11 protein-coding genes and 1 pseudogene are annotated in these 13200 nt (G+C 63.6%); 4 read left to right on the top strand and 8 right to left on the bottom strand.

Features of this window, described 5'->3' with window-relative positions; all coding sequences use genetic code 11:
* Positions 1-269: 269 nt before the first annotated feature.
* Positions 270-470 carry a hypothetical protein gene (locus tag IVB27_RS01335; RefSeq protein ID WP_247440784.1) on the bottom strand — a complete coding sequence of 67 codons (201 nt, stop codon included), beginning with the start codon at positions 468-470 and terminating at the stop codon, positions 270-272.
* Between the two features lie 331 nt (positions 471-801).
* Here IVB27_RS01335 and IVB27_RS01330 point away from each other — a divergent pair.
* Positions 802-2576 (top strand): annotated as a pseudogene (locus IVB27_RS01330) (adenylate/guanylate cyclase domain-containing protein).
* A gap of 510 nt (positions 2577-3086) precedes the next feature.
* Here IVB27_RS01330 and IVB27_RS01325 read toward each other — a convergent pair.
* The 7 genes from IVB27_RS01325 to IVB27_RS01300 form a co-directional block, all read right to left on the bottom strand.
* Positions 3087-4088, bottom strand: coding sequence for a glycosyltransferase family 2 protein (locus IVB27_RS01325; RefSeq protein ID WP_247440782.1), 1002 nt, complete (start codon positions 4086-4088; stop codon positions 3087-3089).
* Positions 4085-4324 (bottom strand): DUF6894 family protein, encoded by a 240-nt coding sequence (locus tag IVB27_RS43510; protein WP_524536457.1) that lies wholly within the window; start codon positions 4322-4324, stop codon positions 4085-4087. The genes IVB27_RS01325 and IVB27_RS43510 overlap by 4 nt, the downstream gene beginning before the upstream one ends.
* 290 nt (positions 4325-4614) lie before the next feature.
* Positions 4615-5382: a sulfite exporter TauE/SafE family protein gene (locus tag IVB27_RS01320; RefSeq protein ID WP_247440780.1), complete on the bottom strand. Its 768-nt coding sequence runs from the start codon at positions 5380-5382 to the stop codon at positions 4615-4617.
* Positions 5379-6635: a CCA tRNA nucleotidyltransferase gene (locus IVB27_RS01315; protein WP_247440778.1), complete on the bottom strand. Its 1257-nt coding sequence runs from the start codon at positions 6633-6635 to the stop codon at positions 5379-5381. The genes IVB27_RS01320 and IVB27_RS01315 overlap by 4 nt, the downstream gene beginning before the upstream one ends.
* A gap of 10 nt (positions 6636-6645) precedes the next feature.
* Positions 6646-6909, bottom strand: coding sequence for a DUF6111 family protein (locus IVB27_RS01310; protein WP_247340410.1), 264 nt, complete (start codon positions 6907-6909; stop codon positions 6646-6648).
* Complete coding sequence (locus tag IVB27_RS01305) at positions 6906-7577, bottom strand: CoA pyrophosphatase (protein ID WP_247340412.1); 672 nt, start codon at positions 7575-7577, stop codon at positions 6906-6908. Before IVB27_RS01305 ends, IVB27_RS01310 begins: the two co-directional genes overlap by 4 nt.
* Positions 7574-8185, bottom strand: a complete 612-nt coding sequence (locus tag IVB27_RS01300) for a DUF1285 domain-containing protein (RefSeq protein WP_247340413.1) — start codon at positions 8183-8185, stop codon at positions 7574-7576. The genes IVB27_RS01305 and IVB27_RS01300 overlap by 4 nt, the downstream gene beginning before the upstream one ends.
* Positions 8186-8445: 260 nt before the next feature.
* Here IVB27_RS01300 and IVB27_RS01295 point away from each other — a divergent pair, with 260 nt between their 5' ends.
* The 3 genes from IVB27_RS01295 to IVB27_RS01285 are packed head-to-tail and all read left to right on the top strand — an operon-like array spanning position 8446 to position 13198.
* Complete coding sequence (locus IVB27_RS01295) at positions 8446-9444, top strand: AAA family ATPase (RefSeq protein WP_247440776.1); 999 nt, start codon at positions 8446-8448, stop codon at positions 9442-9444.
* On the top strand, positions 9444-10388 hold the full coding sequence (locus tag IVB27_RS01290; protein WP_247440774.1) for a DUF58 domain-containing protein: 945 nt from the start codon (positions 9444-9446) through the stop codon (positions 10386-10388). Before IVB27_RS01295 ends, IVB27_RS01290 begins: the two co-directional genes overlap by 1 nt.
* Positions 10385-13198, top strand: coding sequence for a DUF4159 domain-containing protein (locus tag IVB27_RS01285; protein ID WP_247440773.1), 2814 nt, complete (start codon positions 10385-10387; stop codon positions 13196-13198). Before IVB27_RS01290 ends, IVB27_RS01285 begins: the two co-directional genes overlap by 4 nt.
* The last annotated feature ends 2 nt before the right edge of the window (positions 13199-13200 follow it).

The following is a 13200-nucleotide window of genomic DNA, read 5'->3' as shown; positions in this document are numbered from 1 at the left end:
CTCTTATGGTTGCCTGAAGACGGCGCGTCAAATAGCAGGGCCGTGAGATGCTAAACGCTGGATCGTCAGCTTCGGGTCAATACTGGACAAGCCGGCGATGACCGCTGAGGCTTGGGAGGACGTAAACCTAACGTGGATTTCCCGAACTCGCCCGAATGACGACGAAAGCGACATTCCCGCCTACTAGGTTGAGATCGCGCAGCCTCCCGCCGGCGCTCGCGTCGCGCGGCGACGTGGAGCGTCACATGGCCGACAACCCGCCGGAGGCCTCAAATTCGTTTCCGCCAACTGGAAGAAGCGGAGAGAGAAGTTCGTTTTTTCTTCATGCTCACTGAAATAGGTTTCTTTTTGACAGGTTTAGATTTTGGATTGAGAGCGAGGGCTCTTTCAGTTTCCGCACTTAGATGCTCAAGTCCTTGCTTGAGCAGCAGTGCGGCTTCCTTCTTGCTGGTTGCTTTTGATGCAGCCAATTGTTTTGCGCCGTCGAACCTAACGGCTGCATCATAGATGCGCCGCCCTTCGGGCGTTCTAATCCCTCGAAGACCTGTCGTAGTCCGCCTTCAATTTAGCAAGTGATCTTGCTCGCTTTGCCTTGGCAACATCATCTTCCACACGTTCTTCGATGCTCATAGCCATTTCCCCATCCCATTTGACCTGCTGCAACCGTGCTATAGTGCCGAGGTCGCACTCAACTTTCAATAGAAACAACACTGCCGACCGCTACGAGTCACAAGCGGACATCAGCCTGAGTGGCCATCTTAGCGGGTCTGTCGTATAACTCGAAGCCGAGGTCCCGATGCTATGGAGCAAGACCGACCAGCCCGGGTCGAGCGCAGGTTGTCGGCGATATTGGCCGCTGACGTGGCTGGCTATTCGCGGCTCATGCATAGCGACGAGGAGCCCACCCATACCAAACTGGCCGCGCTCCTAACGGATACCGTTAACCCCTCAATCGCCGAACACGGCGGCCGCATCGTGAAGAACACCGGCGACGGGCTCTTGGCAGAATTTCCGAGCGCCGTCCAAGCGGTTCGAGCCGCCGTGCAGTTTCAGACCCGCATCAAGGAACTTACAACCGGTGAGGTGGAAGACAGGCGTATTGCTTTCCGCGTGGGCGTCAATATTGGCGACGTCATCGTCGAGCCGCAGGACATCTTTGGAGACGGCGTCAACATTGCGGCGCGACTTGAGAGCATCGCGGAACCCGGCGGCATCTGCATCTCGGCTTCCGCCTACGATTATATCCGGGGCAAGGTCGGGGTTGAGTTCGCCGATCTGGGCGAGCAGAACCTCAAAAACATCGACCGCCCGGTCCGGGCTTATGCCGCGGTTTTGGCGACCCAAGCGGAAAGCCCGAGGCCGACCCCGCTTTCACCGCCTCATCTTTCCATCGTGGTGTTGCCTTTCGCCAACCTCAGCGGTGATCCGGCGCAAGACTACTTCGTCGATGGTGTGACGGAGAGCCTGACCACGGACTTGTCGCGTATCAGGGGCTCGTTCGTGATCGGCCGCCACACCGCATTTACCTACAAGGACAAAGCGGTTGACCTCAAGGAGATCGGGCGGGAGTTGAACATCCGCTATGTGCTTGAGGGCTCAGTACAGCATAGCGGCAACCGGCTTCGGGTGAACGTGCAGCTTGTGGATGCCAAAACCGCTCATCACCTCTGGTCCGAGCGTTTCGACAAACCTGTTGCGGCTCTGTTCGACATACAGGACGAGATCGTATCCAGACTTGCAAACACTTTAAAGGCTCAACCCATCGCGGCTGAGGCGAGACGGGCTGAGCGCTTATTGCAGCCCAGTTCTTTAGACCTGTATTTCCGTGGGATGGCGTGTTGGAACAAGAGCTGGACCCCAGGGCACATGAGGCAAGCGCGAGGCTATTTCGAACGCGCCCTAGAACTCGATGCCGAAAATGTAGATGCATTGGTCGGCATCGCGGCAATCGACACAGCAAGTGCCGTCCATTTTATCGTCGATGATGCGGCTCCCCGATTAAGGGCGGCTGAAGCAGCTCTTGTGAATGCTTATCTCTAGATCCGCAACACGCGCTGGCTCACATGTTTCTAGGCTGTGTCCAATGCTGCACAGGTCGTGCAGCGCAGGGCGTGGCCGAATGCGAGCACGCATTGGCTTTAAATTGGAACTTAGCTGAAGCGCATAGTACTCTCGGTGCTGTTAAATATCTGGATGGTCGGCCGATAGAAACCGAGGCACATATACAAGAAGCGCTTCGATTATCCCCGCTTGATGAGGCTGCGCATCGCTGGATGAGTTATGTGGCGCTTGCAAAATTGCAGCTCGGAGCCGATGCCGAGGCAATTATGTGGTTACGTCGATCTTTGAAGACGAATACAAATTATCCTTGGGCTCGTTTCATACTCGCCGCTACGCTTTCGCTTTCCGGTGAGCTGGATGAGGCGCGAGCCGCCGCGAAAGCCGGACTTGCCCTTGATCCAGGTTTCACCACCCGCCGCTTGAAAGCCTCTCCATTTTCCGGCAATGAGCAGTTCCGGGCCGCATTTAGGCGCATAATTCGGGGCATGCACCTCGCCGGGATACCGGAGAGGTGACGTCCGGTTCGGGTCAATTGCGGAAGTCGGCAGTTTGATCCATTAAGGTCAGGTTTACCCCTGCGAACGGACATCCCGCAGCCCAAGGCCATTTCTGAAAAGTGACCCACGGAAGTTACCGCCAAGAGAAAAGCCGCCCGAAGGCGGCTAGTCGTTCTCTCGCTGAAAGGAACTTGGAAGCAATTCCACCAGCCGCTGGCGACCAAACGAACGCCGTCACGCGACGAGCCAATGTCCCTTGTGAATATCGAACTTCACCGCGCCGTCGTCACGCATCTTCAACAGGAGCGATTGGCAGTCGTCCTGGTTCTTTATGTTGACGCGCTTCATGATTTCGAAAGTCTTCAGAGGCTTTTCTCGAAGAGCGATTAGAATCTTTTCTCGATCAGTCATTGGGTTCCTTGCATCGGTATCGGCGACGGTACGTGTTGTACAGATCGTCTGCAACAGGTGCGTTCGCTTGACGAGGTCCGTTCCGGTTCAAAATCTCAGATCTCAACTTGCGCACATTCAGTCCGCTCCGCGGGGCTCGTTCGGTAAGATAGCTCTAAACCATTCAACTGCAGGCCGCACGAGCTGCCATCCTCGCAGCCCAAGAAGCTTCTTGCAGGCAAGAAACCACCAACGACGCGTTCTTCGAACGCTCGGATCAATACCGACCGCAAGTTTAGAAAGGCCTGCTGAACTTTCTATCGCTCCTTCGTTGAAGGCAGTGCTTGCGCAACCGATCGCTTCAAGTGCCAACATGTGGTTCATCCAGGCACGAAGATCAGCAGCGTTGGTCAACCTGGCAGCACCACTAGTCAGGAAATGTTCAATCGCCGCCTTGCGTTGGAGCAGGTCTTGCTCCCGCGAAGGCTCGCTTGACATGTTGGCCGAGTGCGCTCGATACACGGCTTGATCAGCGGCAATGACCCCGACGTCGCCGTGCGCGGCGAGCCGGAACCACATTTCCATGTCGGAAGCGTAGGGTAAATCAGCTAAATACCCGCCCAATCTTTTCTGCAGGCTCGTACGAACCACTACTGTTGGTGATAGCACAATGTTTTTTGCGCCGCTAAGTGTAATGAAATCGAGGCCGGACAAAATGTTGGTTCTTGATCCCACGCCTGTTCTACGCCGCGAACGCTCCCCCTGTTGATCAAGAACAACCGCGCCGCCGAAGGTGAAAGCGACAGACGGATGATCGTCCATCAGCGCGACCGATCTCGCAAGGGCGCCGGGCAACAGGTAATCGTCCGCAGACAGCAGAAGCATATATTCGGCTCTCGCCCAGGCGATGCCTTCATTGGCGGTAGCAATGAGCCCTTGATTCGAGGTGTGCCTGCGATAATCCACCCGGGGATCGGAGCGGGCTAACTCTTCCGCAACTTCCACTGTATTGTCGGGCGACGCATCATCGATAATGAGCACGCGCAACTCGGGGCCGGATTGCGCCAGAACGCTCTCGACACAGTCTCGCAGGAATTGCCCATACCGGAAGCAGGGAACAACAATGTCTACGGAGCTCATTTCTTGTCTCCACAGACCATCGCAAAGAGGGTCGAGGCCCAGGCTCCACTCTTGGCCGGGCGGAATTGCCGTCGACATCCTTGAATAGAGCCAGCGAAGCTCGTGGCCTCTCGCCACGCGGCTTTGTCGTCTCGCAGTTCCTCCCCTTGCTCGTCCTTGCTGGACGCAACATTGTGGACGCGGAAGACGTACCTCGGCCTGCTCCGGAAACGCCCGACGAAGCGCCTCCGTTCCAAAAGTCACATATGACACTTAGAACCGGCGGAGCGATACCGGAAGGCGAAGGCCACGGCAGCGGGAATTACGATACACCCAATTGACCCGACCCGCTTCAAGCCCGGCAAGCGCGGACCGAAGCCAGCGCAGTCTGACGGCGATGATTAAGTGCACTGTCATCGTAACCCAAAAGGTCGTCATGCCCGGGCTTGTCCGGACAGGCCCGGCCGTGACGTTGTGGAAGCTTCGGCGCCCATATGCGCTCTGTCCCGGGGAGAGGTAACTACGCGTCCCGCTCCGCGATAATCTATCAGATCAGCTGTCGTGCAGCCGCCGAGATCATCACCAGCCCGCCGGTGATCACCGCGACATCGAGGATCGCGGTGTGGATATGCACCGGCATCCGCTCGACGAAGGCTTTGGCGAGGAACGCGCCGGGGATCGCGATCCCGCCGATCAGCAGCGCAAAGGCGAGCACCCGCGCGGTGACCGCGCCGGCGAGGCCGAACACCGAAATCTTGATCAGACCCGTGCCGAGCGAGATCATCGCGTCGGTCGCGATCACGGCGGCGCCCTCGAGTCCCGCGGCCATCAGCAGCGAGAGCAGGATCACGCCGGAGCCCGAGGTGCCGCCGACCAGCACGCCGTAGCCGACGGAGCCGGCCGCAAGGCCGGTGTCGCCGATCCTGACCTGCCGACGACGGAGCATCCGGCGCAGTGGCGCACTCAGGATCAGCATGGAGCCGATCACCAGCGCGGCGCCGGCATTGGTCAGCCGGGTATAGCCGTAAGCGCCGAGCGCCGTCGTCAGCGCCGCGCAGGCGAGCACGATCAGCGCGCGGCGGCGGTCGGCGTAACGCAGATAGGCAATCGCGCGGCTGGAATTGGTGAAGATCGCGGAGATCGCGATGATCGGCACTACCGGCTCGGCGCCAACGAGAGGGACCAGCACCAGCGGCATCAGAGCGCCGGTGCCGTAGCCGGCGAGACCACCGATGATCGAAGCAAACAGCGCCATCAACGCGACCAGCAGAAGCTGAAAGATCGAGATGTCGGCGAAGCCTGAGACGATGGTCACGTTTTCTCGTCGCGGCTGACGCGTGCCGCTGCTTGATCGGCGATGGAAGCGAGTGCGGTGTCCTCTAGGGGAAAATCCGCCGCAAGCCAAGCGTCCTCGGCGAGCGTCAACACATGCCCGAGCGCGGGTCCTTCCGCCATGCCGCGCGCGATGAAGTCGGCAGCTTTCAGCGGAAATTTCGGCGCAGTCCAGCGCTGCGGCAGCTCGGCGAGCACACGCCATCGCGACGAGCCGACGTGATCGCCGCCTCGCGCCCAGCCAAGCAACACGCGATCGTGATAGCGCTCCGCACCGAGCCGATAGAGCAGCCGCCGCGCATCGGCTTCGTCCTTGATCGCCAGGCGCCACCAGCGGTGCCCCATCGAATCGAGCGCCTTGGTTTCCGCATTGGAGAGCCTCAAGCGCGCGGCGACGCGTTTTGCATCTTCAGTCACGGCGACCGTCAGCGCAGCGAGCCGCCGCGTTGCGCTGGCAGCGAGGCCGAGCTCACGCTCGATCGCGATCATCGCCGAGAGCGGCCCGGTGTAGGCGACGCCGCCGGTCAGCGCTTGCAGCAATCCGCCATCCGCCATCGCAAGCGCGGCGGCAGACGCGCCGCGAGCGACCAGCAGCTTCAGCATCTCCATGCGCAGCCGCTCGGCCGACAGGCTCGCTAGGCCGGCGCGGCCGCGGATGCAGGCGAGATAGCCGTCGCGGTCGGGATCGCCGGCGCCAAACGCGGCGTGGATGCGGAAGAAGCGCAGGATGCGCAGGAAATCCTCGGCGATGCGCTGGTCGGGATCACCGATGAAGCGCACGCGCCGCGCGGCCGCATCCGCGACGCCTCCGACGTAATCGTAGACAACGCCATCAGCATCGACCGAGAGCCCGTTCATCGTGAAGTCGCGCCGCTCGGCGTCCTTCACCCAGTCGCGGCCGAACGCGACCTTGGCTTTGCGGCCGAAGGTCTCGGTGTCCTCGCGCAGCGTCGTGACTTCGTATGGCTGGCTGTCGATGACGAGCGTGACGGTGCCGTGGTCCATGCCGGTCGGCACGCTCTTGATGCCGGCGCTCTTGGCGCGCCGCACCACCTCGTGCGGGAGCGCCGTGGTCGCGATGTCGATATCACCGGGCACGAGACCGAGCAGCGCGTTGCGCACGGCGCCGCCGACCACCCGCGCCTCCTCCCCATCGGCGTTGAGCAGCTCCAGGACGCGCGCGGTCCCTCCCGAAATCAGCCAGGGCGCATCGGCGAGCATGGGCTCCGCGCTCATCGGCCGGCCCCTATCTTTCCACGCCCGGCACGAGCTTGCCGTTTTCGACATGGGCGGGGACATAGGTCGAATCCGGAGCCGCGCCGGAGAAATGCGCAAACCCGATCAGCCCCGCGATCACCAGCACGAGTGCCGCCAGCATGAGACGCGCGACGATGGTGATCGGCCAGGACGATTGCACGAACAGCCCGGAACGGCTGGCGGCCAGGAACAGCGCATAGACGGCGAAGGGAACGAGGAAAATTCCGATCTCGGTCAGAACCGGGCGGATCATGATGAATAGATCCGCTCGTAAAGCACACGCAGCATTCCGGCCGTCGCCCCCCAGATGTAGCGTTCCGCAAACGGCATCGCGTAGTAGGACCGCTCCATGCCGCGGAATTCCTTGCTGTGCACCTGGTGGTTGGCCGGGTTCATCAGGAAGGATAGCGGCACTTCGAACGCATCATCAACCTCGGAATGGTTGATCGTCAGCTCAAAACCCGGCCGCACCCGGGCTACCGTCGGCAGGATGCGGAAGCCGAACGCGGTGCCGTAGAGATCGAGATAGCCGATCGGCTCGACGAAGTCGCGCGACAGCCCGATCTCCTCCTCCGCCTCGCGCAGCGCCGCATCGAGCGGCGAGGAGTCGGTCGCGTCGATCTTGCCGCCGGGAAAGGCAATCTGGCCCGCATGGTCGTTCAGATGCGCCGAGCGCTGCGTCAGCAGGATGGTCGGCTCGGGATGATCGACCACCGCGATCAAAACCGCCGCCGGCCGCACCGGCTGCTCACGCGCGATGATCTCGAGCATCTTGTCGGTGCCGGGATCGCCCGAGGCCGGAATGATGTTGGGATCGAACAGGCCGGGCGGCACGTCGAAGCCTAATCGCGCCTTGGAGCGGGCGAAAAAATCGGCCGCTCCGAACGTGGCGGGATCGGTCTTCAGGATAGGCTTGTTCAAAGCGCGGCCCTCACCTGCTCCGCATCGGCCATGGCGAAGAATTCGCCGGCCGATTCGACGCCGAACATCGGCTGGCCATCGACCATCCGCTCCTCACCCATGTCAACCAGATCGTAATAGAGCGCGCGGGTGACCTTGGCCCAGAGTTCGGCGCGGACATGCAGATAGGGCGTCAGTCCGCCGCCCTCGCCCCGTTCGAAGCGCAGCCGGTGCGCCGCATCGCAGGTGACCCAGTCGTCGACATTGGTGCGGAAGCGGAGCACGCGGTGGTTGTCCTCGCCGTCCTTCTGCATTTCGACCGCCATGAACGGCGCGTCGTCGACGCGAATGCCGACCTTCTCCACCGGCGTGACGAGGAAATGCTTGTCGCCTTCACGCTTGAGGATGGTCGAGAACAGGCGGACCAGCGCGTGGCGGCCGATTGGCGTCCCCATATAGTACCAAGTGCCATCGGAAGCGATTCGAATGTCGAGATCGCCACAAAACGGCGGATTCCACAGATGCACCGGAGGCAGGCCCTTTTTGACGCCTTCGGCATCGGCAGCACTTTTGGCGGCGGCAGTCAGCCCCTCAAGACCGCGATCGGCGCTCTGCCCTTGGTTCGCCATGGTTTGCCCTGACTCTGTCATTTGGCACGTTTGGTGCAGGTCTGAATTGTAAGTCTACGTCGTCTGTCGGTGCACGGTTCCACTCCGGATCAGTCCGGTGTGGAGGTCTCCACTTCGTGATGCCCTACATAGCCCTAAGCCGATAAGGTGGGGATAGGTTAATTCAACGAATACATGGCCTTCCTGCAAGTCTAGCATAGGGCCCATGTGATGACATGACGACGCAAGCGAGCCGCATGGCAGGCTGAAGGAGCTAACGGATGGCGGAGAGTGTCGAGAAGCTCGAAGACGGAGTAGTCCGTTCGGCCGAGCAGGTGTCGAGCCAGATTCGCGCGGCAAAGGATGCGATCGCGTCCGTCATCTTCGGCCAGGACCGCGTCATCGAGAACACGCTGGTCACCATCCTCTCCGGCGGTCATGCGCTGTTGATCGGCGTCCCCGGTCTCGCCAAGACCAAGCTGGTCGAGACGCTCGGCATCACCCTCGGCCTCGATGCCAAGCGCATCCAGTTCACGCCCGACCTGATGCCATCGGACATTCTCGGCGCCGAAGTGCTCGACGAAAGCACGAGCGGCAAGCGTGCCTTCCGCTTCATCTCCGGCCCCGTGTTCGCGCAACTGCTGATGGCCGACGAGATCAACCGCGCCAGCCCGCGCACGCAGTCGGCGCTGCTCCAGGCGATGCAGGAACAGCACATCACCGTTGCCGGCGCGCGCCACGATCTGCCGAAGCCGTTCCATGTGCTCGCCACGCAAAACCCGCTGGAGCAGGAAGGCACCTATCCGCTGCCGGAAGCGCAGCTCGACCGTTTCCTGATGGAGATCGACGTCGACTATCCCGATCGCGACGCCGAGCGCCGTATCCTGTTCGAGACCACCGGCGCGGAAGAGACGCTGGCCAGGGGATCGATGACCGCGGACGCGCTGATCACCGCACAGCGGCTGATCCGGCGCCTGCCGGTCGGCGATTCCGTGGTCGAGGCGATCCTGTCGCTGGTCCGTTCGGCCCGTCCGGGTCCGGAGAGCGGCGAGACCGGCAAGTTCATCGCCTGGGGACCGGGCCCGCGCGCCAGCCAATCGCTGATGCTCGCGGTGCGCGCACGCGCGCTGATCGACGGGCGCCTCGCGCCCTCGATCGACGACGTGCTCGACCTCGCCGAGCCCGTGCTGAAGCACCGCATGGCGCTGACATTCCAGGCGCGCGCCGAAGGCCGCACGATTCCGGACGCGATCCGGCAATTGAAAACACGGATCGGTTGATGGCCGCAGAGAACGGGCAAGCAGCGAAGGAGATCATCGCGATCCGACGTGCCGATGGCGAAAGCCGCACGCTCGCCGCTTCGCTGCCGCGCCTGGTGCTCGAGGCCCGCCGTATCGCCGCCAACGTCATTCACGGGCTGCACGGCCGACGGCGCGCAGGCGCCGGCGAAAATTTCTGGCAGTACCGCCGCTTCGTCTCCGGCGAGCCGGCGCAGAACGTCGACTGGCGGCGCTCGGCGCGTGACGATCATCTCTATGTCCGCGAGCTTGAATGGGAAGCCTCGCACACGGTCTGGATCTGGCCCGACCGCTCCCCCTCGATGGCCTTCGCCTCGAAGACTGCGCGCGAATCCAAACTCGAGCGGACGCTGATCGTCGCCTTCGCGTTGGCCGAGCTGCTCGTCTCCGGCGGCGAACGTGTCGGCATTCCCGGGCTGATGACACCGACCGCGAGCCGCAGCGTCATCGACAAGATGGCGCAGGCGATGATGCATGACGATGCCGACCGGCTGAGCCTGCCGCCGTCCTTCGTGCCCGCGGCGCTGGCCGAGACGATCGTGCTGTCGGATTTCTGGTCGCCGATCTCCGAGATCGGGACGACGCTCGCGGGCCTGTCCGGCTCCGGCGCCCATGGCATGCTGGTGCAGATCGTCGATCCCGCCGAAGAGTCGTTTCCTTATTCCGGACGCGTCGAGTTTGTCGAGCCCGAAGGGTTCGGCGTGATCACCGCCGGCCGCGCCGAGAGCTGGGCGCAGGATTACACCGCGCGGCTCGCGCTGCACCGCGACCAGATCCGCGCCGAGACCAACAAGCTCGATTGGCTGTTCACGACGCACGCGACCGACCGCTCCGCGGCCGAGCTCTTGCTGTTCCTGCATGCCGGCATGCAGGTGAGCAAGTCGGGCGCCCGCACCACGACCATCAAGGCGGGGCCCGCCGCATGATGGGACTGCCGCTCGCCTTCACCGAACCGCTGCTCCTGATCGGCCTCGTCAGCCTGCCGGTGCTATGGTGGCTGCTGCGCGTGATGCCGCCACGGCCGCGCCGCATCGAGTTTCCGCCGACGCGCCTGTTGTTCGACATCGCACCGCGCGAAGAGACGCCCTCACGGACGCCGTGGTGGCTGACCGCATTGCGGCTCCTGGCTGCGGCCCTCGTCATTTTCGCCGCCGCCGGCCCGATCTGGAATCCGCAAACAGGCATCGCCGCCAGCAAGGCGCCGCTGATGATCATGTTCGACGACGGCTGGAGCGCGGCATCGAACTGGGACATCCGGATCAGGGCCGCCGACGAGCTGATCGCCAATGCCGAGAACGACCGCCGTGCGATTGCGCTGGCGCCGCTGTCCGAGCCGAACCGCGATATCACCCTGATGCCGGCGGGCGCCGCGCGCGTGGCGCTGCGGCAGCTCACGCCGAAGCCCTATTCGATCGACCGCGTCGAGACCCTGACCGCAATCGATCGCTTCCTGAAAGCGACCGGCGACTGCGAGATCGCCTGGCTTTCCGACGGCGTCGACACCGGTCGCGGCGAGGAATTCGTGGCTGGCCTCGGCAAGAGCATCGGCGACCGCAGCCTGACCGTGTTCGAAGGCGGCACCTCCTCGCCGCTGGCCCTGGTCGCGGCCGAGAACGCCGCCGCCAGGATGACGGTCAAGGTGCTGCGCACCGACAGCGGCATTGCCATCGGCACCGTGCGCGCGCTGGACCAGAAGGCCTCGCCGATCGGAGAAGCGCGTTATTCGTTCGGCCCGCAGGACAAGGAAACCGAAGCGGCGTTCGATCTGCCGGTCGAGCTGCGCAACGACATCACGCGGCTTGAAATTGCCGGTGAGCGCTCCGCCGGCGCGGTGCAGCTGCTCGACAAGCGCTGGCGCCGCCGCGCCATCGGCATCGTCTCGGGCGCGAGCAGCGAAACAGCGCAGCCGCTGCTGGCGCCGACCTTCTATCTCACCCGCGCGCTGGCGCCGTTCGCCGACGTGCGGCTCGCCGACAAGGGCGCGCCGCAGCAGGGCATCACGCAGTTCCTCGACCAGAAGCTGCCGATGATCATCCTTGCCGATGTCGGCACCATCGCCCCTGAAATCCGCGAGCGTCTCAATGCCTGGATCAACCAGGGCGGCGTGCTGGTGCGGTTCGCCGGTCCGCGACTGGCGCAGGCCGAAGACGATCTCGTGCCGGTCAAGCTGCGCAAGGGCGGCCGGACGCTCGGCGGCAGCCTCACCTGGGAAAAGCCGCAACATCTGGCCTCGTTCGCGGCCGACGGTCCGTTTGCCGGCGTCGTGGTCCCCAAGGACGTCACCATAAACCGCCAGGTGCTGGCCGAGCCCGACGCCGTGCTCGCCACCAAGAGCTGGGCATCGCTGGAAGACGGCACGCCGCTGGTGACCGGTGAGCATCGCGGCAAGGGCGTGGTCAGCCTGTTCCACGTCAGCGCCGACATGCGCTGGTCGGATCTGCCGATGTCCGGCACCTTCGTCGAAATCCTGCGGCGTGTCGTCGACATGTCCGGCTATACCGCCAAGCCCGGCGCCGGGGTTGCCACTGAGGCGACCGCCGAGACGGTGGCGCCGCTGCACATCCTCGACGGCTTCGGAGCCTTCGGCCCGCCGCCCGCCGCCGCAAAGCCGCTGCCCGCGGATTATCGCGACCGCGCCACACCCGATCATCCGCCGGGCTTCTATGGTCCGGCAGAAGGACCGCTCGCCGTGAACACGCTTGCCAGCGCCGACCGTATCGCAGCCCTGAACACCGCGAGCCTGCGCGCCCGGCACGCCACCTACACCAATGCCGAGCCGCGCGACTTGCGCGGCTGGCTGCTGTCGACGGCGCTCGCGCTGTTCCTGATCGACGCCATCATCGTCGCGGTGCTCGGCGGCGGCCTCGCCGCGCTGCTGCGCCGCCGCGCCGCGCCCGCGATGATCGTCTTCGGACTGGCGCTCGCAGGCTTCGTGGCGCTCGTGCCGACGCCGTCGCACGCGGACAGCGCGTCCGACGAGTTCGCGATGAAGGCGGTGTCGCAGACCCGACTCGCCTATGTCGTGACCGGCAATGCCGACGTCGATTCCATCGTCAAGGCCGGCCTGTCCGGACTGACGCTGTTCCTGGCGCAGCGCACCGCGCTCGAGGCCGGGGATCCCGTCGGCATCGATCCGGCGCGCGACGAACTCGCCTTCTTCCCGCTGATCTACTGGCCGATCGTGCCCGGCGCGCCCAAGCCGCCGCAGGACGCCATCAACAAGATCGACGCCTACATGAAGCAGGGCGGCACCGTGCTGTTCGATACCCGCGACGCGGTCGAAGCACCGCCCGGCGCAAACGGCGCCGCGCAGACCCCCGCCATGCAGACGCTCCGCGAAATCCTGTCCTCGCTCGACGTGCCCGAGCTCGAGCCGGTGCCGCGCGAGCACGTGCTGACCAAGACCTTCTATCTCCTGCGCGACTTCCCCGGCCGCTTCAACACCGGCCAGACCTGGGTCGAGACCTTGCCGCGCGATGACGACGACGACAGCGCGCAGCGGCCGGCACGCGGCGGCGACGGCGTCTCGCCGATCATCATCACCTCGAACGACCTCGCCGGCGCCTGGGCCGTTCGGCCCGACGGCCAGGCCATGCTGCCGGTGACCGGCGGCGACCCCCGCCAGCGCGAATTCGCCTACCGCGCCGGCGCCAACATCGTGATGTACACGCTGACCGGCAACTACAAGGCCGACCAGGTGCACGCACCGGCGTTGATTGAACGGCTGGGGCAATAAGC

It is taken from the genome of Bradyrhizobium sp. 197, assembly GCF_023073375.1.
GTDB lineage: Bacteria > Pseudomonadota > Alphaproteobacteria > Rhizobiales > Xanthobacteraceae > Bradyrhizobium.
This window is presented reverse-complemented; position numbering and strand designations above follow the sequence as displayed.

Bases quoted from the DNA above. Each gene is read 5' to 3' on its own strand.
- IVB27_RS01300 (WP_247340413.1), bottom strand. From the start codon at position 8,185: ATGGCGAACCAAGGGCAGAGCGCCGATCGCGGTCTTGAGGGGCTGACT.
- IVB27_RS01325 (WP_247440782.1), bottom strand. From the start codon at position 4,088: ATGAGCTCCGTAGACATTGTTGTTCCCTGCTTCCGGTATGGGCAATTC.
- IVB27_RS01285 (WP_247440773.1), top strand. From the start codon at position 10,385: ATGATGGGACTGCCGCTCGCCTTCACCGAACCGCTGCTCCTGATCGGC.
- IVB27_RS01310 (WP_247340410.1), bottom strand. From the start codon at position 6,909: ATGATCCGCCCGGTTCTGACCGAGATCGGAATTTTCCTCGTTCCCTTC.
- IVB27_RS01290 (WP_247440774.1), top strand. From the start codon at position 9,444: ATGGCCGCAGAGAACGGGCAAGCAGCGAAGGAGATCATCGCGATCCGA.
- IVB27_RS01315 (WP_247440778.1), bottom strand. From the start codon at position 6,635: ATGAGCGCGGAGCCCATGCTCGCCGATGCGCCCTGGCTGATTTCGGGA.
- IVB27_RS01295 (WP_247440776.1), top strand. From the start codon at position 8,446: ATGGCGGAGAGTGTCGAGAAGCTCGAAGACGGAGTAGTCCGTTCGGCC.